Source organism: Streptomyces kunmingensis (assembly GCF_039533535.1).
Lineage (GTDB): Bacteria > Actinomycetota > Actinomycetes > Streptomycetales > Streptomycetaceae > Streptomyces > Streptomyces kunmingensis.
This window is the reverse complement of the sequence record NZ_BAAATS010000028.1, coordinates 314,540-337,660: the sequence shown is the minus strand read 5'-3', so window position 1 is coordinate 337,660 and position 23,121 is coordinate 314,540. Positions and strand designations below refer to the sequence as shown.

Here is a 23,121-nt window from a genome sequence, read left to right as displayed (position 1 = left end):
ACAGCGCGGAAAACCACGCGCAGGCTCTCGCTTCCTGGGTACTGGGCCCTCATGGGCGACATCTTCGTGGGGACCTGCTCGTGGACAGACCCGGCACTCGTGCGCAGCGGCTGGTATCCGGCCGGGCATCGGGACGCCGAGGGGCGGTTGCGGTACTACGCGGGGCGGTTTCCGGTCGTCGAGGCCGACGCGTCCTATTACGCCCTGCCTCAGGCACGTGTCAGCTGGATGTGGGCGCAACGCACCCCGGACGGGTTCACCTTTGACGTGAAGGCGTTCTCGTTGCTGACCGGGCATCCCACCCGCGCGGCGGTGATGCCGGGCGGACTGCCGCCCGACGCCGAGGATTCCGGCGTGCTCGACGAGGTGTGGGCGCGGTTCACCGAAGGCATCGCGCCGTTGCGGGACGCCGGGCGGCTCGGCAGCGTGCTGTTCCAGTTCCCGCCGTGGTTGCGGCCCGGGGCCCGAGCCGAACGGGTACTGGCGCAGACCGCGCGGCGCACAGCCGGCTGGCCGGTCGCCGTGGAGTTCCGGCATCCCGGCTGGTGGCGTGCGGGACAGGCCGAGTTGACGTGCGCGCGTCTCGCGGACCTCGGCATGGCCGCGGTCGCCGTCGACATGGCTCAGGGACTGCCGTCCTCCTTGCCTCCCGTCACCCCCGTCGCCGATGCCCGACTTGCCGTCGTGCGGTTCCACGGGCGCAGCACGTCGTGGGGCCGGGGAAGCAAGGAGGACCGCTTCCGGTACACGTACACCGAAGCCGAACTGTCCGGTTGGCTGCCACGCTTGCGGGAGCTCGCCGGGCGGGTGGAGCGGGTCCACGTGCTGTTCAACAACTGCTGCGGTGACGCCGCCGTGCGGGCTGCCGAACAAATGAGCCGACTGCTGCGCGAGTCCCGGCTGCACGTGTGACGGCCAGGTTCCCAACCATCCGTCTCACCACGGCGCCGAGGCCCCGGGACAGCCCCGAACGACCACCGGGCCAGGCACGAATATTTGGTGTTCAGCCCGCCCCGTGCGGTCGCAAGATGGGGCCCATGACTTTGGCCACGCCCACACTGCACACCGCTCGCCTACGACTGCGCCCCTTCAGCGACGCCGACGCGGACCGCCTCTACACGCTGCACGGCAGCGCCCACGTGATGCGCTACTGGGACTCCCCGACGTGGGACGAACCGGCCCGCGCCGATCGCTTCATCGCCAGGTGCCAGGAGTTGGCGGACGAAGGCACCGGAGCGCGGGTCGCCATCGACCGTGCATCTGACGGGGCCTTCGTCGGCTGGTGCGGTCTGACCGCTTGGAACCCGGTCTACCGCAGCGCGTCGCTGGGCTACTGCCTCGACGACGCGCTGTGGGGCAACGGCTACGCGACGGAGGCCGCACACGCGCTGCTGCGGTGGGCATTCGACACGCTGGACCTGAATCGGGTACAGGCCGAGGCCGATACGCGCAACGCGGGATCTGCCCGGGTGCTGGAGAAGATCGGCTTCGTACGCGAAGGAACGCTGCGCGAAGACTGCGTCGTGAACGGCGAGGTGTCCGACTCATGGGTGTACGGGCTGATCAGGCGGGAGTGGAAGCCGTCGGCTGTCCCGCCGCGGGCCCTTTAGAGAGCCGCCCCCTGTCCTGGGGTCTGAGCAGCCGGCCGAGCGCATGGTCGACCGCGCAGAGATCCGTGGTCAAGTGATGCAGAGGTCACTTCCGTACCCGGCGCTCTGGACAATGGATCACGACAAGCGCCCCGGCTCGCACGGACGTCGCCGACCACCGGACCCCGCACGGCCAGGCGGTTCGACACCACGTGGGCCGGCTGAGCCGCCGAGCACGAGGGCTACTCCTTGAGGGCGGCCAACGTACGTACCACGACGTCGGTTGCCCTTGCATACCGCTCTCGCTCACCAGGCCGAGCCCGCTCCAAGGGTGCGGCACTCTCGCTGTGTGCGACGAGCCTGAAGATCAGCGCACGAATCAACATCTGCTGCCAGTCGGGATGATCGCTGCCACCCGTCAGCAGGTCGGACGGAAGATCGAACCACAGCAGACCGTCTACGACCACAATGGCCTCGGCGAACACCGGGGGCCGCCAGTACGGCGAAAAGTCGATCACGGCAGGCGCTTCGTCCGCGGCGAAGAGCACGTTGCCGGTGAGGTCGCCGTGGATGAGCTGAGCCGCGTCCTGCTCCACCGGGCGCCTCGACTCCAGCAGAGCCGAGAACGGCGCGGCGAGGTCCTGGATCACGTCGATGTCCCGCTCGTTCCAGGCAACGCGGTCGGCCACGGCCCAGGGGTGCGTACGCCGGTCAAGGAAGTCGGGCCGGGGCACCTGTCGCAGGGCGGCATGGAAGGCACGACCGGCGCTGAGCACACCAGTCCAGTGTTCCTGCGGACCGGACTCGCCGGTCAGGAACTCGCTCGCCGTCCAGCCGTCCACGACGCTCCGCCCGCCGACGGCGCGGAGCGGCAACGGGACGCGGAAGCCGCTGCCCTGTGCCAGCGCCTCGAACAGAGTGGCAGCCCACTCGGCCTCGTCCTCGGCTCCCTCCGCCGGCTTGAACACAAACCCACCGACGAGAACGCTTCGTCCTTGCCCGCCAACCAGCGGAACGGGAGTCCCCTTCACACCGAAGGCATCGAGGACGGCAGGGGCAGGCACGGCGTTGCTCGGCAGCTCGGTCACGCCAGGCATCCTGCCGACACCGCCGTGCCCAGTGCACCTTCTTTTCACCCGGCACCGGTCGTCACACCGACCCGCGACACGTGTGCGCCCGGCGGTTGTTCGTTTGCGGGACGTCCGCGCCATAGCATCCACGAAAAAGGAGCACCATGACCACTCATCTGGAACCTTCGCGCGGCAGAGGAACAGCGATCGTGACCGGCGCCTCCTCGGGCATCGGTGCGGCCTACGCACGACGGCTCGCTGCAAGCGGCCACGACCTGGTGCTGGTGGCCCGTCGCGCGGAGCGCCTGCGGGCGCTGGCCGCGGAGCTGGCCGAGAAACACGACGTGCGCGTGGAAACCCTTGTTGCGGATCTGAGCGATACCGGCGATCTGGACCGGATCGTCCGGCGGGCCGCCGAGGACGACATCGATGTGTTGGTGAACAACGCGGGCATCAACGGTTACGGCCCCTTCGCCGAAACCGACCCCTCCCTTCTGGAGAAAGTGCTCGCCGTGAACGTGGTGGCGGTCACCCGGCTCGCTCGCGCAGCCGTGCCGGGCATGCTGGCCCGCGGCCACGGCACCGTGGTGAATGTCGCGTCCACCCTCGCCTTCGCCGGCTCGCTGCCGCCCGGTCCCCTGCCGACACGTGCGGTCTATGGAGGGACCAAGGGGTACGTGGTCACCTTCAGCCGAACCCTCGCCGCGGAGTTGGACGGGTCCCCGATCCGAGTCCAGGTACTGTGCCCCGGTCTGACCGCCACTGAGTTCCACCTCGCCCAGGGCCACGAACCGGTCGGCGGTGAGCAAGCACGCGTGCACGACGACGGAGGCATGCCCGTCGAGGACGTGGTGACCGCATCGTTCAGAGCCCTGGAGACCGGCGAAGTCGTATGCGTGCCAGGACTGGTCGACGACACGGCGGTGGACCGCATCACCGCGGCGGAAACCGGACTGAGAGCCTCCTCCACCAGCACACTCGCCCCGCGCTATCGGAACCCCGGCCGGCAATGATCCCGCCGGGAGTTCACGATGTCATGCGCCGTTCGATGTGGATCTGCGTGAAGACGGCCACCTTCGCCCGCAAAGCCCACGGGTCGAAGGGTTTGGTGATGTAGTCGACGCCGCCCGAGAGATATCCCCGGCTGGTATGTACCGGATCCGCGCCCATTGCGGTGAGGAAGATGATGGGAACGTCCCGGTTGCGGTGCCGGCGTTTGATCTGTGCGGCCGTCTCGTAGCCATCCATGTCGGGCATCTGTACGTCCATGATGATGACGGCGAAGTTGTCGTTGTCCAGGAGGGCCTTCAGAGCATCCCGTCCGGACGCGACCGTGACGAGGTCCTGGTCCAGTGTGCCCAGGACGGCGGTGATGGCCAGAAGGTTGTCGGGCTGGTCGTCCACGATGAGGATCTTCGGTACGCCGGTGTCCGGCAGCGCCGGAAGCGTCGCCGGACGCTCCAGGGCCTCGAGTTGTCGTTCCAGCAGTTGGCAGCGCTCTTCGGCAGCGGCCCGTTCCTGGCGAGCACCGCGCAGCTCCTCTTCGAGGCGCACAGCTTGCTGCTGAAGTACGTCGCGTTCCTCGATCAGCTGGGAGACATTGGGGTGGGCGGCCGCGAGTTGGTCGGCGCGACCCCGCTCGGCCTTCCAGTCGGCCTCCAACTGGGACAGACGCACCTCGAGGTCGTGGATGCGGTTCGTCCGCTCGAGCAGGGCGTCTCCCAGGACGTCTCCCTGGACGCTGGAGCGGCGAGACCTGCGGTCGGCATCAGCCAACTGGTCCTCGAGCACCTCCATCGCCTGGTGCGAGGATCCGGCCTCCGCCGCGGCCCGGTACATCTCCCGGACTAGCTCGATGGCCTCGGGGGTCACCGCAGTGCCCCGGTGCTCGCCGAGATCGGCCAGCAGCTCTCTCACGACCTTCCACGATGGCATCCGGGTGCCGTTCAGGTAACGGGAGAGGGTGCCGGGGTCGAGCCGGCGACGCGCCGCGTACCGGCGCACCGAGATCTCCAGCCCCTCGAACAACTCCCGCAGCGCCTGCGCCAATACGCGGGTGGCCTCGGGAAGATCGCTGCCCAGCGGCCTGAGTTCACCCATGCTCCTCTTCCTCTCCCCCGCCGCGGGCGCCGCCCCGTACGTTCTCACCGGCGATCAACCGGTTGAAGAACGAGACGGCCAGCCCGGTCGTCGCAAGACCGGCCAGCACACTGCGGGCAAGTCCCTCCCCTGCCCACCAGGACAGTGCTGCCGCGGCAGCCCCGCTGAGTATCGCGAGCAGCAGCACCAGCGTCGCCCGGGTCGTCAATAAGGGCCGTTCCATCGGGTCTCCATCCGCTCACCCCTGCTCGGTCGACGAGGATGTCCGTCATTCGTGCGGCACGGCTGCCGCCCGGGGTGACACAAAGGATGGAGTGCGCGGGGTGCGTTGCGTGCCGAAAATCCTGCAACAACGCTCCCGACGCGGTGTTGCGCTTCACGGCATCATTACCGAAAACCGTATCCAAGGAGGTCATCGCCCCGGTCGCGCAAAAGGGTCGTTCAGTATGTTGCGCGCAACATGGGAACCGGCGGCAACGCTCGCGGCAGCCGCCGGACGGGGCACCACGCGCAGTTCCGGTCAGGGCCATGCATCTCGCCACGTCGACCGGGCATGGGCCGGCCGGAATACCCCGAGTCCGCATCCGTCATCAGTGGACGGTAAAGCCACCATCGACGGGGAGAGCCGTTCCGACGACGAAGCCGGCGCCGGGGCTGCACAGCCACAGGACGGCTGCCGCGACCTCGTCCGCTCGCCCCAGTCGGCCGATGGGCTGTTCCTTGATGATCCCGGCCATGGCCTCGGCCTGGTTCTCGACCATGTCGGCGACCATCGGGGTGTCGATGACGCCGGGGCACACGGCGTTGATGCGGATGCCCCGGGACGCGTACTCGACCGCGGCGCTGCGGGTCAGGCCGATGACGCCGTGCTTGGAGGCGTGGTAGGCCGCACGCTCGGGCAGCCCGACGAGCCCGCCCAGGGAGGAGCAGTTGACGATGGCGCCGCTGCCCTGCTCGCGCATCTGTCGCAGTTCGTGCTTCATCGCCGCCCAGACACCGCGCAGGTTGACGCCATTCACCCGGTCGAAGGAGTCGGCCGTCTCGTCGGCCGCGTCGGTCGGCTCCACCTGGATGCCGGCATTGTTGAACGCCATGTCCAGGCGGCCGTACTCCGTCACCGCGCGCTGCACCGCCGCTTCCACCTGCTGTTCGTCGGTGACGTCGCAGACGACACCGGTCGCCCGTCCTCCGCGGTCGGTGATCTCCTTCGCCGCGTTGTGGACGGCATCGTGGTCGAGGTCGGCCAGGACCACGGCGGCACCGGAGTCGGCGAAGGCACGGGCTGCGGCCAGGCCCATGCCGGAGGCGGCGCCGGTGACCAGGGCCACCTGTCCGGAGAAGTCGTAGGTGGGGTTCATGATGTTCTCCCGCTGTATTGGGTGAGGTCCCGCAACCTGCCCGGGACGTGTGTGGTCCCGGGTGAGGGCGCGGGAATGGGTGCGTTGGGGCCAGGGCTGCCGCCCCGGGGCCACGCACACAGATTTCCTGGGGTGCCTCACCACCGTCCCTCGTCTCGCGGAGGCCTGCCAGGCACTCTCAGGGACCCCCAGAACAGAAAGGGGCGTCCTAACGTGGAGGCCATGGAGTTTCAGCAGGAGATCAGGGGCTTCCTCATGAGCCGCCGGGCGCGGATCACGCCCGCGCAGGCCGGGCTGCCCTACGTCGGTGGTGACCGTCGCGTCGAAGGACTGCGGCGCGAAGAAGTCGCGATACTCGCCGGCCTCAGCGTCGAGTACTACACCCGTATGGAGCGCGGCCAGCTCGGCGGCGCGTCCGAGAGCGTCCTCGACGCGATCGCCCTTGCGCTGCAACTCGACGACGACGAGCGCGCCCACCTCTACCACCTGGCACGCAACGTCGCCCCCGGCTCACGCCGCAGGCACCCCGAGCCCACCTCCCCCATCACCGCATCGGTGCAGCAGGTCCTCGACTCCATGCGTGTTCCCGCCGTGGTACAGAACGGCCGTCTCGATCTCCTCGCCGCCAACGACCTGGGCCGCGCCCTGTACGCCGACCTGTTGACCATGGCGCAGCAGCCACCGAACTTCGCCAGATACGTGTTCCTCGATCCGCGCGCCAAAGCCTTCTACGCCGACATCGATGACGCGAAGGACCAGCTGGTCGCGATACTCCGCGCAACCGCCGGGCGTGACCCGCTGGACCAACAGGTGACCGAACTCCTCGGCGAGCTCTCCGCCCGCAGCACCGATTTCAGCACCCGCTGGGCCCAGCACAACGTGCGCCGCCACTCGCGCGGACGCAAGGTCATCCACCACCCGGCCGCCGGAACGATGGACCTCGCCTACGACGACTTCGCTCTGCCCGGCGACCCGCACGTCTCGATCACCACCTACACCGCGGACCCCGGCACGCCCAGCGCCGACGGTCTCACCCTGCTGGCAGCCTGGGCCGACACACAGAAGCAGCCGACCAGCAACGACGGAACACGTCGCACTCGCCCCCGTCACCCCTAGGTGATCTCTCGACCTGACGCGAATCCGAAAGGGAATAGAGGATTCCGCGCGAGATCCGGGGTACCCGTCGTTACGCACGACGCACAAAGCACGTACGAACGTAGGAGGTATCCACCATGGGCAAGCTGGGCGAGATGGCGAACAAGGCCAAGCAGATGGCCAAGGGACACCCGGACCAGGCCGACAAGGGCGTCGAGGGCGCCGAGCGGGCCATCGACGAACGTACGGGCAACAAGTACGACGCGCAGACCGACAAGGCCGCCGACGCCGCCCGCCGCAGCTACGGCAGTGGCACGGACGGACACTGAGGTCCTCTGATCGCGGCGCCCCCGGCTGTTCGGCCGGGGGCGCCGCTGCGCGCTTGCTTACGTCGATGTGCCGGCGCCGCCCGGGCGACATGTCCCCTACCAGCGGGCGATGAGTGTCTCCTTCTTACCCCGGTTGCGGTACAGCCAGGTGGTCCCCGGCGCGATGGCCCCGCTCAAATAGCCGACGATGGGGTCGCGCTGGGTCGCGCTGTCCAGTTCGCCGAGCAGCTTCAGGGCGTCGGGCAGGGGGAAGAAGGCGGCTTGTTCGATGTCGTGGTCCTGTGGCGCGAGGTCCCCGGCCCATGCGTCGATCTCGAAGGCGGCAGCCACTGCCGAAGGGTGCCGCTCGGAATCGATGTGCATGAGGAAGGCGGTCCGCACCGGGTCGCCCACCAGCAGCCCGGTCTCCTCCCGCAACTCGCGGCGGAGAGCTTCGTGCATGAGCTCGCCGTCCTCGACCCCGCCACCGGGCAGCGACCAGCGCATCTCACCATCGGCGCCGAGGCTCTCTCGCACAAGCAGAATCTCGTCGCCTCGGCGAACGATGCCAATAACCAGCTGAACTCGGGGTTCGGGAGTCTTCAGATCCTGCGCTGTCATGCCGTTGACCTTACGGGTACGGCCAGTTCACCGGCGCCGGGGCCGCCGCGGAGATGGCCGGAGACCTGCGATGTGGGGGTCACCTCCGAGCGTGCACCTGGAGGTGACCCCACGAGTTCAGCGGTCTACGAACGTGCTACGGGCGTGTCAGGCTCGTTCCAGCTTCCAGATCTGCGGCTGGAGGCCGTTGCACGTGTACTGCTGGACGTTGCCGCCGGGGTCGCGGGAGCCGCCGGACACGTCCAGGCACTGGCCGCTGGACCGGGCGACGAGCCGGTAGTAGCCACGGCCCACGTTCGACAGGCGCCAGTCCTGCGCCGCCGCGCTGTTGCAGTACCACTGCCGGACGTTGGCGCCCGGTGCGGCGGAGCCGTTCTCTACGTCCATGCAGTAGCCGCTGTTGACGCCGGTCAGCGTGAAGTTGCTGTCGCCGCGAGCGCTGAACTTCCACTTCTGCGGGCCGAGGCCGTTGCAGGTCCACTGCTGGATGTTGCCGCCGGGATTGCGGGAGTCCGCGGAGACGTCGAGGCAGTGGCCGCTGTTGGCGTTCACCAGCCGGTAGGTCGCCCCGTCGGTGACACCAGTGGCGTCGGCGCTGCCGAGCAGGCTGCCGGTGGCGTAGTAGGGGCGGCACACCGAACCGTCCCAGTCGGTCGCGAACTGCAGCACCCGCTTCCCGTCGGCCGAGGGCAGCAGCGGCGAGCTGTAGTTGGGGCAGTAGTTCACCTCCGGCGACGGAACGGACACCGGGGAGTCCATCTCGTACCAGTGCCCGCTGCCGTTCTCCGTGCTGGCGAGGATGGTGTGCCCGCTGTCCGCCGCGACGGAGCCGTCCTTGTTGAGCAGACGCTGTCCGATCAGCAGGATCCTGCCATTGGGGCTGCCGTCGGGTGCCGGTGCCCAGGCGATGGTGGGCGCGGCACGGAAGTACTTCCCGTCGACCGTCTCGGGCCGGATGCCGAGAGAGGTCGGGGTGCCCCAGTTCCAGCCGTCCGCGGAGGTCCGGTAGTGCACCACGCACTGGTACTGGCCGCCGGGAGTGCAGATCTCGTAGCTCATGAAGTAGGTGCCGTTGGGCAGTTGGCGCACCACGGGCATGCCCGGCCGATCGGTCGACAGGCTGCTCGCCACGGTGTCGTGCTTGCCCTGCCAGGTGACACCGTCATAGCTGCGTACGGCGACGAGTTTCTGGCTGTGCGCGGAGTCCGTCTCGTCGGAGTAGTGGCACACCAGCGCGCCGTCGGAGGCGACGGAGAACTCGGGTTCCCACAGGCCTTCGGTGTTGGTCGCGGTGGCACAGGCGGAGAGGTAGGACCAGGTGCGGCCCACGTCGTTGCTTCGCCAGATGCGCAGTGACATACGTCGGTTCTGCTCGTCCTGACCGGCGGAGGAGGCCCACAGCAGTGTGCCGGCTGGCAGGCCTCCCACCTGTCGGGGAAGCTCGAACAGCGTGGTGCAGCACAGCCCTTGGCCGCCCGACGACTCCGGGTCGGCGACCTTGCCCACCTGCTTGAACGTGGCTCCGGAGTCGGTGCTCTCGTGGATCGCCCCGATTCCGTTGTTGCCGTCGAAGGACACGACGCTCGCGATGATCCGGCCGTTCGCGGAGCCGTTGTGGGCAAGGCGTACGGCACGGGGGTACAGGCCGGTGCCGGTGCCCAGCGCCGTGCCCGTCGCCAGGACGGAGGCATCCCCCGTCCGCGCGCTCGCGGTCCGTGCCTGGCTCGCCGCTGCGGCGGTGCCCGTGGCGGGAGGCTCGGCGGCGGGGGCCGCGGTCGCGGCGGCGGAAGGACCGAGGGACAGGCCGAGGACGACGGCCAGTCCGAGGACGGCTGTCTGTGCCGCCCGTCTGGAGAGATGCGCGCGGGACCCAGACCGGCGCGTTCGGGCGGCGCTGTGACCTGCGGATGGGGGGCGTCGGCGTCGGGGCACGCGGAACGAGAGGAACGGGAACACGGCATTCCTTCCTGCGGACACGTGGGGCGTCGCGTCAATCTAGAGCCGCGTGTACATCGATGTAAATGGGCGGGACGGCTGTGCTGTTCAGGACCATCAGGGAGGCGCGGCCTCAGCGGCGTTCGTGTAGCGGAGACTCCGAGAGCCCATAAGCGCGGCTACCCGGAACCAGCTGTGCAAGAAGCGGCCGACGCTCTGAGCTTGACTTATAACGGGTAGGGCCCATCGCGTTCGGCTCACATACGGCCGGCCCGGCCCCGCCACGACGCGTGCGACCAGCGTCTCGTCTGCCGGAACTGCGGGGCGGCAAGGGAGTGGAGCCGTGGATATGTGGCCCTGCATCGGAACTCGCGCGAGCCGGCCACAGACCCGTACTTCGGCGCCCGTCTGTGGCTGCAGACCGAGACCCGGCGCGGATGGGTATGGGCTTACAACCTGGAACACCTTGAGGTGATCAAGAGATTTGTACAGGCGTCACTGCGCGAGGGGATTCCTTGGCACGACCACGGCCGGAAGATGACCGTGGTGGCCCGCCTGCCCGCGTGGATGCAGCAGGCCAAGAACCGCGACGAGGTGCTGCGGGCTGTCGCCCGCATCCACACCTCACTGCTCCGCGGCTGACCGTGACGGGTCCTCCTCCGTCAGATCGGCCAGGCCGGCAACGGAGGAGGACCGCAAGCCCTGGAGTTCCAGGCCGCGGTCACGGCCGGTCCTCGGGGCGGCCGCGGCGCGGTCGCCGAGGGTTCGACAGCAAGCGGCTGAGGGGCGTTGGCCAGGCGTTCGCGCCGGAGGGCGGGGTTTGCGGCACGGTCTGCGACGGCTCGACGGGCGCTGGTCAAGGGTGGAGCCGAGTGGGCTGACGCTGCCATTCGCGTACCGCGCGGTCACGGAGACGGTTTCGGAGTCGGTCACGGGTTTCCGTTCCGGGTGGCCGACGGTAGCCCTGACCCGGGTCGGTCGTGCGTCAGAGGCGCTCGAACTCGCCCGCGCCGCCTGGACTGTCATGGAAAACTCCGGCTCGAGCCAGTACCTGGCCCGCATCATGATGGCCTGGGGACAGGCCGCGGAAGCGTCCGACGATCTCGCCACTGCCCAGGATCGCCTACTGCGCGCCCACGCCTACTTCACCGATGCCGGAGTGCCCGACCTTCAGCCAATACAAGGTGCGTTGCGTCGTGTGAACGCCCGCCTTGAGGCTCAGCAGCAATGAACGGACCGCCGCAGTGCGCTGTCGCCCCGTCCAGCACCTGGGTTGCGCCCATCGCGCGCTCGCCCGCTGCCGTCGGGCACGTTTCACTCGCTCGAACGCGACCGGGGACCTAGCCCCGGCGGACTGCATCACGCCCAGCTGCGCCGGATCCGCCCCCCGCGCTGGGCGTATGCGTCCACGCCGACCACGCGAGGCGCGCCGGGGGCGGATCCGGAACCCAGGCGAGCGACTTCAACGGGGTGTTCCAACTGACCCGTGCCAGAGAGAATGCCGACCAGGATGGCAGCTCAGAGGGTCACTGCGCGTAGGCACTGCATGAGGTCGAATCGACCCAGATGTGCGCGCTGATGCTGTTGTTGGCGGTGCCGAAGATCGGATCTTCCATGAAGTCGTCGTCACTGAGGTTCGAGGCGAAGCCCTCAGCGCGGCTCAGGCAGATGTGGGGGTTGAAGTTGGGGTAACTCAGCGGGAACGCGAAGAATTTGACTTGCGAGTAGTTTCCCTTGTTCAGGATCGAGGAGGCTTTGTTGTTGTCGGTCCCCTGAAAGCTGCTTGCCGAGTCGCCCCAGTCCTGGTCGTTGCCGAGTGCGAGGCCGAGTTGCCCCTGGCAGTTGGCGCCGTTGTAGGCGTACATGTAGCCGGCGCGAGCCGTCTTGTAGAAGATGTCCCAGCATGTGGCCGCCTCGGCAGCGGAGGCGCTGGGGGCGGGACCGGCGAGGCTGATACCGACGAACACGGCTCCGACAGCCGCGGCGGACAATCTGCGCATGGTGAACTCCTTCGGTGAGTGTGTTTTCTGGATTCCCGTGATCGGCGGACACGGCATCGGCATCGGCATCGGCATCGGAGCGGATCCGCCACGAGTGACCTACGGGCCTGCTCGGTACAGCGTCAGCGTCAGCGTCAGGAGAGGATGTCTTCGGCCTCGGCCAGGGCGTTCAGGCGCATCCCGCGATAGTCGGCCCGTTCCTTCTCGTACCGTTCGAGGACCTTCTCCTGGTACGAGGTCTCGAGGGTGCGCATCGTCCTGGCCAGGGAGGTCTTCTTCGCGCAAGTCGCGTCGAGGACCGCCAGCTCCGCGTCGAACTCGTGCGCCTCGGCCGAGGACATTCCCTCCGTGACCGCCGCGCGGTTCCCGCGGAGCTGGTCGAGGTCGTCGAAGGGGCGGCCGGCCTCCTTCATGCACCGCGCCCACTTCGCGACGGACTTCGTGAAGCGGGCGTCGTTCATGAGGTCCCGGCCGTACAGCGGCAGGACACCTTCGACGGTCTTGCGGGTGACGAACCACTCCTCGGAGTCCCCGTAGAGCTTCGAGCGTGCCTCGTTCGCACAACCGCCACGCGGAGCGTCCACCGTGCCTGCCCCGCCCGGCAGTTCGGTGCTCATCCGGTCCCGGTAGTCGCCGTCGAGGGCCTTCTCGTAGGCGGCTCGCTCCTTGGGGCGGAGCTTGTTCTGGTAGACGGTGGTCGGGTCGGTTCTGCGGATCTTCTCCGCCCGCTCCTCGAAGCCTCGGCCGTACCCGTACTTCTTCGCCCACTCCACGTCGTCGGTGACGTAACGGCCGGCCCGGCGCTCGTCCACTCCGGGGACCGGCAACTCCCAGTAGGGGTAGCCCTTCGCCTCCATGCACTGCTTCACGAGCCGCTCCTCGGCGCGCTGAATCTCGATCTCCTCCCGGACGGTGAGATCCCGGACGGTGCGCTCCCGGACCGCGACGTCCGCGGCGGTCCGCCGCTCCGCCTGCGCACCGCAGCCGGCCATGCAGCACACCACCACCGTCATGGCAGCGGCGACGAAGGTCTTCTTCCTCACGGACGTGTCCCCTTTTCCGGCACCGGATTCCGAGATCGCCCGATGACCGTAGGACGGGCGCGGGGACGGAACTTGGCCGTACGTGCGGGGAGCTTGGTCAGGCGTGCACGGCTGTAGGGGTGCGTTCCGCCACGCCGCTCGTTCAGTCCTCCGCTCGTTCAGTCCTCCGCTCGGTCAGTCCTCCGCGTCACGCACCAGGAGCGCGATCTGGACGCGGTTCTCGACCGCCAGCTTGGCGAAGAGGCTGCCGGTGTGGGCCTTGACCGTCGCGACGGTGACGCGCAGGCGCTCGGCGATCTGCGGGTTGCCGAGTCCGTCGGCGATGGCCCGCGCGGTCTCTCGTTCCCGGTCGGTCAGCACGGACAGCCGCTCGCGCGCGGCCTCGCGGGAGCGGTCGCGGGTGTGCGCGGAGTCGGGCCCCGTGGCCGCAGCGATGACCCGGGCGGTGGCGGCTGGGGACAGTACGGGATTGCCGTCCGCGACGGTGCGCACCGCGTCGAGGATGCGGGCCGGCGGGGTGTCCTTGAGGACGAACCCGAGGGCGCCGGCGCGCAGCGCCCCGAGCACCAGGTCGTCGGAGTCGAAGGTGGTCAGCATCAGCACGCGGGGCGGCGCCGGCCGGGACAGCAGCTCGCGGGTCGTGTCCAGACCGTCGCGGCCGGGCATCCGTATGTCCATCAGGACCACGTCGGGCCGGTGCTCCTCGACCAGCGTGAGCGCGGCGTTCCCGTCGGCCGCCTCCGCCACGACGGCCAGGTCCGGTTCACCGTCGATGACGAGCCGCAAGGCCATGCGCACCAGCTGTTCATCGTCGACGATGACGATCCGTACGGGCGGTCCCGAGGTCGGCCCCGAGGTCGGTACGGACGACGAACCGGATGACGGTACGGACTGCGGTACAGACGGCGGAACGGACGGCGGAACGGACGGCGGTACGGGCCCCGCGGGACCGGGTCGGCTTTCCACTCAGGCGCTCTTTTCTTGGCTGTGGGCGGGGCTGTCCGGCCAGGGCACTCGTGCGGTGAGAACGTACCCGCCGTCGGGCGTGGGGCGGTGGTGCAGTTCGCCGCCGGCGAGGGTGACCCGTTCGCCGAGGCCGAGCAGGCCGAAGCCGGAGGCCGGCGGCGGGGCGGTGCGCAGGGCGGCCGGTCCGTTGCGGACGCCGACGTCGAGGGTGCCGCCCGGGGCGCCGCCGAGGGTGACCTCCACGACCGCGCCGGGCGCGTGCTTGGCGGCGTTGGTCAGCGCTTCCTGGACGACGCGGTAGCAGGTCCGGCCGACCCCGTCGGGCGGAGTCGCGGTCACGGCGTCGGTGAGCGTGACGTCGAGCCCCGAGGTCCGGGCGTCGGCCACCAGGGCGGGGACCCCGTCGAGGGACGGCTGCGGGGGCTCCGGGCGGCCGGGGTCGGCGCGGAGCACGCCGAGCACCTCCCGCAGTTCCTCCAGCGCCTGGTGGCACCCTCGGCGATCCCCCGGACCAGTACGCGGTTCTCCTCGGCCGGGAGGTCACCGCGGTGGTCGAGGACGCCGGCCTGCATGGCGATGAGGGAGATGCGGTGCGCGAGGACGTCGTGCATCTCGCGGGCGATCCGGTTGCGTTCCATGGCCCGCGCCTGCGCCGCCCGCGCGTTCTGCTCCCGTTCCGCGCTCTCCGCACGCGCCCGCAGGGACCGCACCTCGACCCGCCGCGCCCCCACCGCCATCCCGGCGGCCACCGCGATCCCCGCGGTCAGCGCCGGCACCGCGACCTGGACCCACCACAGCGAGGCGGGCGGCTCCTCGACCGGGTACACCACGACGGCGACCTGTGATGCGACCACGTAGGCCGCGACGACGGCCCCGATCTCCAGCGGACGGCGTCGGGTGGCGACCGAGCACAGCGCCAGCAGCGCGGTACCGGTGGCGAGTGCCGACACGGTCGAGGCGACGGTGACCAGCAGGGCGACCGCGAGGGGCCACCGGCGCCGCCACAGGAGCGCCGTCAGACAGCCCAGGGCCACCAGCGGATCGCCGACGAGGTTCCAGGAGGTCGGGCCGCCGGACTGGTGCCGCATCAGCGCGAGGGTCGACAGCCAGATCGGCAGGCTCACGACTACGGCCACCGACAGCCGCCAGGTCTGCTGCCACTCCCCGAGCCGGGGCATCACATCCGTGTTCACCAGGCCATTGTCGCCACCTCGTACGACCCGTGGATCAGACCCGGGACCGATGTGCCTTCGACCCAGGTCTAATACCCGCCTCTCCCGCGGTAGGGGCCGGGCCGGGCCGCCGGGCCGATGTGCCCGCTCCGCCCGGCGAACAGACTCGTGCATGTACCGGTCAAGCCCTCTTCACGGCCTCTGGAGGACACCTCATGCGCAGAAGTCTGTCCCTCGCTCTCACCACCGCGGCGGTGGCGGCGGCGACCTCGCTCCCGGCGGCCGCGTCCTCAGCGGCTACGACGCCCACGACGCCGGATGCCCTGCGGTGGGGGCCGTGTCCCGAGGGTGTTGCCGCGCCCCGCCTGGAGTGCTCGACGCTCGACGTTCCGCTGGACTACCGGAACCCGGACGGCCGGCAGATCGAGGTCGCCGTCTCCCGCCTGGCGAGCCAGAAGCCCTCGAAGCGGCGCGGCGTCCTCCTGACCAACCCGGGCGGACCGGGCGGCGCGGGCCTGACGTACCCCGCCGTCCTCGCCGCCTCGGGACTGCCGCAGTCCGTGCTCGACTCGTACGACGTCATCGGCTTCGACCCGCGCGGTGTCGGCCGCAGTACGCCGGTGACCTGCGACCTGACGCACGAGCAGCAGTGGCGTGGCAACTTCCCGGCGTACGCGCACACCGCCGCCGACGTCACGCGGGAGGCCGGGTACGCGCGGAAGATCGCCGGCCAGTGCGCGGGGTCGCGGACGGCGTGGATGCTGCCGCACACCACGACCGCCAACACCGCGCGCGACATGGACCGTCTGCGCACGGCCCTGGGTGAGCCGAAGGTGTCGTACCTCGGCGGCTCGTACGGCAGTTACCTCGGCGCGGTGTACACGACGCTGTTCCCGCGGCGCGGCGACCGGATCGTCCTCGACAGCAATACGGGCCCCGGCGGGTACGACGTCACGGCCATGCGGCTGTTCGCGCGCGGGATGGAGGACCGCTTCCCCGACTTCGCCGCGTTCGCCGCCGCGCACCCCGAGTACGGCCTGGGCTCCACCCGTGGGCAGATCACCGCCAAGTTCCACGAGCTCGCGGCGAAGCTCGACGCGAAGCCGGTCCAGGGCGTCAACGGGACCGGGTTCCGCGCCTTCACCTTCGAGCAGCTCTACTCCGACGCCTCCCTGCCCGGGCTCGCCGAGTTCTGGCAGGCGGCGGACACGGGCAAGGAGCTGCCGCTCCCGGAGGTGACCCCGGATGTGGAGAACCTCATGGCCTCACGATTCGCCGTGGTCTGCGGTGACTCGCGCTGGCCGGGCACGGTCCGCGACTACCGGCGCAATGTCGCCGTCGACCGGTTGAAGTACCCGAAGCTGGGCGGCTCCACGGCGAGCATCAACCCGTGCGCGTTCTGGCCCGAGGAGCGGACCGAACCGCCCGTACGCATCACCGGCCGGGGCCCGTCGAACGTCCTGATGGTGCAGAACGAGCGCGACCCGGGCACACCGCTCGCCGGCGCCCGACAGCTTCGGCGGGCCTTCGGTGACCGGGCCAGGATGGTGACGGCCGACCAGGGCGGCCACGGGGTCTACCCGTACGGCACCAACAGGTGCGCGAACGACGCGGCGACGGCGTTCCTGACGACCGGGCAGCGCCCGGCGCGGGACCTGCACTGCGCGGCGGAACCGGACCCGACCAAGTAGGTGCGCGGACGAGTTGGCGAGCGATGGAGGTGCCGGACATGTTCGAGGAGATGCGCGAGCGCCGGGCCGCCCGGCGGATCACCCCGGGGGACGGTCGGCCGCTGGAGCGGTTCCGCTGGTGGCAACTGCCCTACCGCTCCCTGTTCTACCTGCGCCTGCCCGCCGGGAGCGGCGGCGGGCAGGCGATCTACGCCGTGGACGTCAAGCGCGGTCAGGACCAGACGTCCGCGCAGGCCAAGGCCGACCTGTACCTCGACGGCAGGCATCACGCCCGTTCGAAACTCCCCGCCGCCTTCCCTGTCCCAGGCGGCACCGTCGAGGTGCGGCTGAGCGCGTTCGGCCTGCGCCGCTGCCACTACGTCACCACGCAGGGCGCCGAACACCTGCTGGTCCCGGACAGCGACTCCGCCGAGGGCCGCCGCGCCCACCTCGACCGCGCCCACCCGGCGCTGAGCCGCGGCATCGGCACCGTCTCACTGACCGTGCTCGTCGTCGCCCTGGTCCTGCTCATCGGGCAGCTCGCCGAGAAGGCCACCGCGGTACCGGTGGTGACCGAGCACGTCGGCGCCTTCACCTCGCCGGTCCATCCGTCGCTCTGGGGCAACGCCGTGCTGACAGTGATCACGTTGACGGCCGGCACGGAACGGGCTCTGCGGCTGCGCTACAGCAGGCTGCTCGACGGTACGGCGGGGTGACGGTCGGCCCGGGGGCAATCTGTCCCGCCGTCGCCCGGGAAAATCCAGTGGCACGCCCGGGCGCCACGATGGCACGCTCCATACCACCCAGGGGGCGTAGCTCAGGCCGGTCAGAGCAGCGGATTCCAAACCCGCACGCCGCAGGTTCGAATCCTGCCGCCCCTGCTCGATGAGGGGCGGCGGGTGGCCTGTGCGGCCGAGTTCGCGCAGGCCACCCGGTCACGGCACAGGCCGCTGTTCCTAGTCGCCCGGCTCGTCCAAGAGGTCGCCGGACACCTGGGGAAGCGGGCGGCCGGTGGCGAAGGCGCGGGCCCGCAGCAGGGCCAGCGCCTCCGAGACCTCGATGTCGCGGCGCGCGGCGAGGCGCCCGGCGGCCCGGCGGGTCTGCCCCCAGTGGGCGTCGATCACGTCCGCCGGCTCCCACGGCAGCGGCTCCGTGCCGCCGAAGTGGTGCACTGCCCGGCGCAGCAGAATGTCGGTGACGGCCTGGGCGGCCGCGGTGGCCTCGGCGACGAGGTTCTCGCGGGGCCGCCAGGGGGTGTGCCGCAGCACGTCCAGTGACCCGACGGGCTTTCTGCCGCCCGACGGGATCAGGGGCACCGCGAGAACGAGAGCGATGTCGGAGAGTTCCTCGCTCAGCCGGGAGCCGAAGATCGGCCACAGGGACAGGCAGTCGCGAGGGTCCATGCACACGACCGGGATCCCGGACTCCGACGCCGCCATGCAGGGGCCCTCGGCCGACTCGAACTGCAGCTGCTCCAGCCGGAGCGCCTCGTCCCCGGTGACGCACAGCAGCTGACGCGCGTCGGTGTGCGTCAGCAGCGACATCGTCGCCCCGTCCATCCCCAGGCCGTCGCGGACAGCCCGGCACAACCGGCCCGGCAGGCCCGCCTCGTCCCCCGCAGCGGCCCGCTCCACCAACCGCACCACTCGCTCATGACTCACGCGCACCGCGTACCCACGAACGTCCCCGACCAGGCATGGAACCGTAAGAGGCGCCGACGGCACTGCGCGCTAGTGCGGCGGCACAGCGTCCGCGCACTCGGGGCAGCGCTTCCCCCGTTGCAGCGCCATCGCCCAGTCCACATCCGGCTTGACGGCGTACGCGGACGTGACGTGGTGCGGCAGCCTGTCGGCGTCCACGTCGTAGGCGTGGGCGACGGCATCCGGCTCGGCCTCGCTGACCAGGCCGTCCTCGTCGTTCTTCTCTATGGCAACCTTCCAAGACGTCATGCCCACCGTGTGCTCGCTCCGACGCGCCTGACACCCATGAGTCCGTGATCGACGTCCTCTCACCGACCGACGGACCGGCACCGTCCCGTCGCGCCGTCTGTACCTCGCACACGCCGGTGAGTGAGACTTCGGGGCCTGTCTCCGAACCCCGGCCACACCCCGAGGAGCTCCCGCATGAGCAACGTACTGACCATGTATGGCGGCCCGAAGAGAGTCGATGACCACGCGCCCGCGAAAGTGGGGAACCTGGTCAGCTTCGCCGACACGTCGGGAGCGGCGCCCTCCGCCGTGTATGTGGAGCGCGAGCTGCCGCCCGGCGGCATACCCGCCTACCGCGCGGCACGTCGCAGCGGGGCACGGGCCTTCGCGCTCTGGGCCGACGACAACCGGCGGGAACGCGTGGCGACCGTGGTGACCCTGTCGGCGGCTCGAGGCGTCGCGAGGTTCCAGGTGCTCGGCGCGCACGGGGAACACCTCGGCACGCTCGTGCGGGAGAAGGCGCTCCGCGGCAGGCGCCTGCGCACCCGCTGGATCGTGACGCAGCCCGGCGGCCCCGATGCCGTGGGCCTCAAGGGCCGCATCCTGTGGTGGTGGATGTGGTGGCTGCTGCTGCCCTTGATGGTGGCGGTTCTCGTGGCCAGCGTTTTCGACAGTGTCCCGGGCAACGAGGGCGGTTTCGCTCGCGCTCCCCGCCGCATCAGATGGCGGGCGAACGGACAGGTCCCGCTGGAGTTCAGATCCAAGGGCGAAGCACTGCATGTGCACGCCCCGGGGGTGGACTGGCGGCTCGGGGCCGCGTTGATCGCCCTGCTGCGCAGCTTCAATGCCGGAGCGTGGGACTCCGCGAAGAAGTAGATGTGAATGCCGCCGTGACACGGCACGGGCTGTGGCGGCAGGGGTGGTTTTTCGGGGCCGCGCCCAGTAGAACTGGGCACCATGTCCGATCAGTGGCCACCCCATCACCCTGCGCCGATACCCGGCCCGCCCCTGGGGTACGCCCCGCCCCACGTTCAGGAGATCAGCGCCGGCTACCGGCGCTGGGCCGCGATCCTGCTCTGGCTGGCGGTCGGTCTCGCGGCCCTCATGGCGGTGGCCTTCGTCGCCAGTTTCGTGCTCCTGGCACTGGCCGACGCCGACCGGGACAAGCAGGCCCTCGGCTATCTCGCCCTCATCCTCTGGGTCGCCCTCGCCGCCGCGGTCCCGGTGCTGCTGGGGCTCGGCATCCCCGGTCTGGTGATGACGCAGCGCGTACGCCGGCAGCGGCGGATGACGCACCCCGCGCAGGGGCGGGGACGGTTCTGACCCGGTCCGGCGCAGTTTTCCCGCCACGGCTACGTCACGGTTGGAACCGCCACCGGCCTTCGGATATGACGTCCACCTTGCCGTCCCTGACGCGAACGGCCGTCTCGTCGTCGATGAAGTAGATCGGGAAGTCCGCGCGTGCGGTGATGCGATCAGCCCAGGCGTCGTCCCGCTCGGGGAAGTCCGGTGAGTACAGGTGGGGCTTGAGATACCAGTCGAAGAGGCCGAACGGCGGCTCCACGGTCGTCGCGCCGAGCACGTGGAGGTCCTTGGTGTCCCCGATGACGTCGGCGGAGTGTTCGGTGAGATGGCGGCTGAAGATCATGGATCCGGCGCTGACCCCCACATAGACCCGGTTCTCCAGTGCCTCAAGGAAGCCCTCGGCCAGGCCGTTGCCGGTGATGCTGCGCGCGAGGTGGTAGTGGCTGCCGCCCTCGACATAGATGACGTCGGCGTGGAGCAGCCGGTCGAGCACCATCTGCCGGGGCAGGCCGTTCAGCTCCAGGACGTCGAACTCCCGCCAGCCGAGGCTGTGCAGCCGGTTCATGTCCTCTACGAACCACCCGTGGTCCCCGGACTCGGCGAGTGATGCCGTCGGAACGAACACGACGTTCGCGGATCCGAACGGCTTTCCCAGCATGTCCCGCAGCGCATCTCGCAGTGTCTCGTTGCGCAGGCCGCTCGCCGTCAGCAGAAAGTTCATCGGGCGAGCCAACCACGGCTGACGGGCGCTGCGCAACGAACCCACGATCCACCCGTACCGTCATGGCACGACCGCATCGGCTACGGCCTCAGCCCCGGCTCCCGGGCCCGCCGGGAGCCGGGGCTGAGGCCGGAGCCGCGGGCAGGGACCGGGGCTCGGTGACGCCCCCCGGCGTGCCGACGTGGCTCAGCCGAGCGGCTTGTCCAGTACGGCCTTGCGGTGGCTGAACGTCTCCAGCGAGTAGCGGCCGTGGTAGCGGCCCATGCCGCTCTCGCCCACGCCGCCGAACGGCAGGTCGGACACGGTGAGATGGGCGACCGGCAGCCCGATTCCGACGCCGCCCGAGGAGGTCTCGGCGATGAGCCGGTCGCGAACCGCCGCGGACTGCGTGAACGCGTAGAGGGCCAACGGCTTGTCGCGCTCGTTGATGAACGCGATGGCTTCGTCGAGGTCCTCGACCTCCACGATCGGGAGGATCGGCCCGAAGATCTCCTCGGCCATGACCGGTGAGTCCGGCGCCACATCGGCGAGCACGGTCGGGGCGAGGTACCGGGTCGCACGGTCGTGCTCACCGCCGACCACCACGCGGCCGGAGCCGAGAAGACCCGTCAGCCGGTCGAAGTGCCGGTCGTTGACGATCCTGCCGTACGCGGACGTCCGGGCCGGATCCGACCCGAAGGTCTCTTGTACGGCCTTCTCCAGCGCCCCTTCCAGTTCGCGCGCGGTCCTGGGGTCGGTCAGGACGTAGTCCGGGGCGACACAGGTCTGCCCGGCGTTGAGGAATTTCGTGGACACCAGCCGGGCGGCCACCGTGGCGAGGTCCGTGTCGCGGTCCACGAACGCCGGCGACTTTCCGCCCAGCTCCAGGGTGACCGGCGTCAGGTGTTCGGCGGCGGCGCGCATCACGATGCGGCCCACGGTGCCGTTGCCGGTGTAGAAGATGTGGTCGAAGTGCTGCTCAAGGAGGGCAGTGGTCTCCGGTACAGCGCCTTCCACCACGGCCAACGCGTCGCTGTCCACGTGACGCGGCAGGAGGTCGGCGATGACGCGGGACGTGGCCGGAGCCAGCTCGCTCGGCTTGGCGACGACGCAGTTGCCCGCGGCGAGCGCGCCGACGACCGGGGCGAGCAGCAGCTGCGCCGGATAGTTCCACGGCGCGATGACCAGGACGACGCCCAGGGGGTCCTGCACGGTCCAGGCCGTGGCGTCCGGGCCGAGCCGCTCGGGCACGTCGACGGGCTCGGGTCGCAGCCAGTCGGCCAGCCGCTCCAGGGTGTGGTCGATCTCGCGCACGGTGAAGTCGATCTCGGTGCGGAACGCTTCCGCCTCACCCTTGCCCAGGTCCGCCAGCAGTGCGGCGGCAAGGTCCTGACCGTGCTCGGTCAGCATGGTTCGCAGGCCGTGCAGCTGCTCGGTGCGCCAGGAGAGGGGCTTGGTGCGCCCGGAGCGGAAGGTGGTGCGCAGCCGGCTGACGACGTCGGCGGGGTGTTCAACGGTGGACTGCACCATGACTCCTGTACGGGGTGGGGGGTACGTATATGTGTACGCACATGTACGCCATGTACTTGTATTAGCCAACAATCGGAGGTGCGATGTTCTTCCCGCCCGCCCACTCCTGATCTCGCTCAAGCCTGTTCCTTCGCGACGTTCCCCGCTCCGGCTCTACAGCGAAGCCGCCCCGCCTTCGGCGTACACCTCCGTGAACTCCTGTTACTCCGCAGGCAGTTGTGGCATTCCGGCCCTGGGGTGATCGCTGTCGAGTGTTGATCCGTCCGGGGGCCGCCCCGCCGCTCCGGCTGCCGCCACCTCGTACTCGTCTCTCGCTGAGCGGCGGACATCTGGCGTTCGCCCCCGGCCCCGCAGGGCGATACACCACCCCAGGACGGCTCCCACGACGTACCAGAACAGATCCGGCGCGTTGAAGGTCGCCCCGAGGAGCGGCCGCAGAGGAGCCGGGATCCCCACGATCTGCAACAGTTCCACGGCCCAGCTGAACCCCAGCGCGATGCCGGCGGCGACAACGGGCCGCAGCCGGGGCGCCACCATGACCACGACGGCACACACCAGCACCGTGTAGAGAGCGTCCCCCGCGTACTTCGCGAAGGACCCGCCGGCCCACGCCCGGACACCGAGACCTGCCGCGACAGTCACTACCGCTGCGCCGAACCCCCACCACCGTCTGCTCATCGTCGGGACTTTACGCGCCGTGCCCGGGCCGGAGTCCGGACGTCGGACGAGTC

The 23,121-nt window shown here is 69.9% G+C and carries 25 protein-coding genes, 1 tRNA gene and 1 pseudogene; 12 read left to right on the top strand and 15 right to left on the bottom strand.

Features of this window, described 5'->3' with window-relative positions:
* Positions 1 to 51 precede the first annotated feature (51 nt).
* On the top strand, positions 52 to 912 hold the full coding sequence (locus tag ABD366_RS32510; protein WP_324770950.1) for a DUF72 domain-containing protein: 861 nt from the start codon (positions 52 to 54) through the stop codon (positions 910 to 912).
* Positions 913 to 1,037: 125 nt separating this feature from the next.
* A complete protein-coding gene (locus tag ABD366_RS32505) occupies positions 1,038 to 1,610 on the top strand; it encodes a GNAT family N-acetyltransferase (protein ID WP_324770951.1) in 573 nt (190 codons plus the stop codon).
* Between the two features lie 221 nt (positions 1,611 to 1,831).
* On the opposite strand, the gene ABD366_RS32500 is transcribed toward ABD366_RS32505, so the two are convergent.
* Entirely contained in the window at positions 1,832 to 2,677 is an 846-nt protein-coding gene (locus tag ABD366_RS32500) for an aminoglycoside phosphotransferase (RefSeq protein WP_324770952.1), read from the bottom strand.
* Between the two features lie 146 nt (positions 2,678 to 2,823).
* On the opposite strand from ABD366_RS32500, the gene ABD366_RS32495 reads away from it, so the two are divergent.
* Positions 2,824 to 3,672: an SDR family NAD(P)-dependent oxidoreductase gene (locus tag ABD366_RS32495; RefSeq protein WP_324770953.1), complete on the top strand. Its 849-nt coding sequence runs from the start codon at positions 2,824 to 2,826 to the stop codon at positions 3,670 to 3,672.
* A 13-nt stretch (positions 3,673 to 3,685) separates the two neighbouring features.
* Here the strand turns inward: ABD366_RS32495 and ABD366_RS32490 are convergent, their stop codons facing one another.
* From ABD366_RS32490 to ABD366_RS32480, 3 genes are all read right to left on the bottom strand, one after another.
* Positions 3,686 to 4,759, bottom strand: a complete 1,074-nt coding sequence (locus ABD366_RS32490; RefSeq protein ID WP_324770954.1) for a response regulator — start codon at positions 4,757 to 4,759, stop codon at positions 3,686 to 3,688.
* Positions 4,752 to 4,982, bottom strand: coding sequence for a hypothetical protein (locus ABD366_RS32485; protein ID WP_324770955.1), 231 nt, complete (start codon positions 4,980 to 4,982; stop codon positions 4,752 to 4,754). The genes ABD366_RS32490 and ABD366_RS32485 overlap by 8 nt, the downstream gene beginning before the upstream one ends.
* A 367-nt stretch (positions 4,983 to 5,349) precedes the next feature.
* Positions 5,350 to 6,117, bottom strand: coding sequence for a glucose 1-dehydrogenase (locus tag ABD366_RS32480; protein ID WP_324770956.1), 768 nt, complete (start codon positions 6,115 to 6,117; stop codon positions 5,350 to 5,352).
* A gap of 222 nt (positions 6,118 to 6,339) precedes the next feature.
* On the opposite strand from ABD366_RS32480, the gene ABD366_RS32475 reads away from it, so the two are divergent.
* A complete protein-coding gene (locus tag ABD366_RS32475) occupies positions 6,340 to 7,233 on the top strand; it encodes a helix-turn-helix transcriptional regulator (RefSeq protein ID WP_324770958.1) in 894 nt (297 codons plus the stop codon).
* Between the two features lie 116 nt (positions 7,234 to 7,349).
* Positions 7,350 to 7,541: an antitoxin gene (locus tag ABD366_RS32470; protein ID WP_324770959.1), complete on the top strand. Its 192-nt coding sequence runs from the start codon at positions 7,350 to 7,352 to the stop codon at positions 7,539 to 7,541.
* 96 nt (positions 7,542 to 7,637) lie between these two features.
* Here the strand turns inward: ABD366_RS32470 and ABD366_RS32465 are convergent, their stop codons facing one another.
* Together ABD366_RS32465 and ABD366_RS32460 are read right to left on the bottom strand one after the other, a co-directional pair.
* Positions 7,638 to 8,141, bottom strand: a complete 504-nt coding sequence (locus ABD366_RS32465; RefSeq protein ID WP_324770960.1) for an NUDIX hydrolase — start codon at positions 8,139 to 8,141, stop codon at positions 7,638 to 7,640.
* Between the two features lie 147 nt (positions 8,142 to 8,288).
* Positions 8,289 to 10,097, bottom strand: coding sequence for an RICIN domain-containing protein (locus tag ABD366_RS32460; protein ID WP_411293762.1), 1,809 nt, complete (start codon positions 10,095 to 10,097; stop codon positions 8,289 to 8,291).
* A gap of 330 nt (positions 10,098 to 10,427) precedes the next feature.
* Here ABD366_RS32460 and ABD366_RS32455 point away from each other — a divergent pair, with 330 nt between their 5' ends.
* Together ABD366_RS32455 and ABD366_RS32450 are read left to right on the top strand one after the other, a co-directional pair.
* A complete protein-coding gene (locus tag ABD366_RS32455; protein ID WP_324770962.1) occupies positions 10,428 to 10,718 on the top strand; it encodes a hypothetical protein in 291 nt (96 codons plus the stop codon).
* Between the two features lie 178 nt (positions 10,719 to 10,896).
* A complete protein-coding gene (locus ABD366_RS32450) occupies positions 10,897 to 11,307 on the top strand; it encodes a hypothetical protein (protein WP_324770964.1) in 411 nt (136 codons plus the stop codon).
* Between the two features lie 295 nt (positions 11,308 to 11,602).
* On the opposite strand, the gene ABD366_RS32445 is transcribed toward ABD366_RS32450, so the two are convergent.
* The 4 genes and pseudogenes from ABD366_RS32445 to ABD366_RS32430 all read right to left on the bottom strand — a co-directional run bounded on the left by ABD366_RS32445 (position 11,603) and on the right by ABD366_RS32430 (position 15,263).
* Positions 11,603 to 12,076, bottom strand: coding sequence for a hypothetical protein (locus tag ABD366_RS32445; protein ID WP_324770965.1), 474 nt, complete (start codon positions 12,074 to 12,076; stop codon positions 11,603 to 11,605).
* Between the two features lie 134 nt (positions 12,077 to 12,210).
* A complete protein-coding gene (locus tag ABD366_RS32440; protein WP_324770966.1) occupies positions 12,211 to 13,119 on the bottom strand; it encodes a hypothetical protein in 909 nt (302 codons plus the stop codon).
* A 174-nt stretch (positions 13,120 to 13,293) separates the two neighbouring features.
* The gene (locus tag ABD366_RS32435) at positions 13,294 to 13,944 is read right to left on the bottom strand and encodes a response regulator transcription factor (protein ID WP_324771047.1); all 651 of its coding nucleotides are present in this window, start codon (positions 13,942 to 13,944) and stop codon (positions 13,294 to 13,296) included.
* 141 nt (positions 13,945 to 14,085) lie between these two features.
* Positions 14,086 to 15,263: pseudogene (locus ABD366_RS32430) on the bottom strand (sensor histidine kinase).
* 209 nt (positions 15,264 to 15,472) lie between these two features.
* Here ABD366_RS32430 and ABD366_RS32425 point away from each other — a divergent pair.
* The 3 genes from ABD366_RS32425 to ABD366_RS32415 all read left to right on the top strand — a co-directional run bounded on the left by ABD366_RS32425 (position 15,473) and on the right by ABD366_RS32415 (position 17,808).
* Positions 15,473 to 16,948, top strand: a complete 1,476-nt coding sequence (locus tag ABD366_RS32425; protein ID WP_324770967.1) for an alpha/beta hydrolase — start codon at positions 15,473 to 15,475, stop codon at positions 16,946 to 16,948.
* A 38-nt stretch (positions 16,949 to 16,986) separates the two neighbouring features.
* Complete coding sequence (locus tag ABD366_RS32420; RefSeq protein WP_324770968.1) at positions 16,987 to 17,643, top strand: hypothetical protein; 657 nt, start codon at positions 16,987 to 16,989, stop codon at positions 17,641 to 17,643.
* Positions 17,644 to 17,733: 90 nt separating this feature from the next.
* Positions 17,734 to 17,808: transfer RNA gene (locus ABD366_RS32415), tRNA-Trp, on the top strand.
* A gap of 75 nt (positions 17,809 to 17,883) precedes the next feature.
* Here ABD366_RS32415 and ABD366_RS32410 read toward each other — a convergent pair.
* Both ABD366_RS32410 and ABD366_RS32405 read right to left on the bottom strand, forming a co-directional pair.
* Positions 17,884 to 18,588: a hypothetical protein gene (locus ABD366_RS32410; RefSeq protein ID WP_324770969.1), complete on the bottom strand. Its 705-nt coding sequence runs from the start codon at positions 18,586 to 18,588 to the stop codon at positions 17,884 to 17,886.
* A gap of 69 nt (positions 18,589 to 18,657) precedes the next feature.
* The gene (locus ABD366_RS32405) at positions 18,658 to 18,876 is read right to left on the bottom strand and encodes a hypothetical protein (protein ID WP_324770970.1); all 219 of its coding nucleotides are present in this window, start codon (positions 18,874 to 18,876) and stop codon (positions 18,658 to 18,660) included.
* Positions 18,877 to 19,050: 174 nt separating this feature from the next.
* Between ABD366_RS32405 and ABD366_RS32400 the strand changes: the two genes are divergently transcribed.
* Entirely contained in the window at positions 19,051 to 19,731 is a 681-nt protein-coding gene (locus ABD366_RS32400; protein WP_324770971.1) for a hypothetical protein, read from the top strand.
* Positions 19,732 to 19,812: 81 nt separating this feature from the next.
* The gene (locus ABD366_RS32395) at positions 19,813 to 20,178 is read left to right on the top strand and encodes a hypothetical protein (RefSeq protein ID WP_324770972.1); all 366 of its coding nucleotides are present in this window, start codon (positions 19,813 to 19,815) and stop codon (positions 20,176 to 20,178) included.
* Between the two features lie 34 nt (positions 20,179 to 20,212).
* Here the strand turns inward: ABD366_RS32395 and ABD366_RS32390 are convergent, their stop codons facing one another.
* The 3 genes from ABD366_RS32390 to ABD366_RS43610 all read right to left on the bottom strand — a co-directional run bounded on the left by ABD366_RS32390 (position 20,213) and on the right by ABD366_RS43610 (position 23,068).
* A complete protein-coding gene (locus ABD366_RS32390) occupies positions 20,213 to 20,881 on the bottom strand; it encodes a Type 1 glutamine amidotransferase-like domain-containing protein (RefSeq protein ID WP_324770973.1) in 669 nt (222 codons plus the stop codon).
* Between the two features lie 186 nt (positions 20,882 to 21,067).
* Positions 21,068 to 22,390, bottom strand: a complete 1,323-nt coding sequence (locus tag ABD366_RS32385) for an aldehyde dehydrogenase family protein (protein WP_324770974.1) — start codon at positions 22,388 to 22,390, stop codon at positions 21,068 to 21,070.
* 201 nt (positions 22,391 to 22,591) lie between these two features.
* Positions 22,592 to 23,068: a ribosomal maturation YjgA family protein gene (locus ABD366_RS43610; protein ID WP_411293763.1), complete on the bottom strand. Its 477-nt coding sequence runs from the start codon at positions 23,066 to 23,068 to the stop codon at positions 22,592 to 22,594.
* Positions 23,069 to 23,121: the final 53 nt, after the last annotated feature.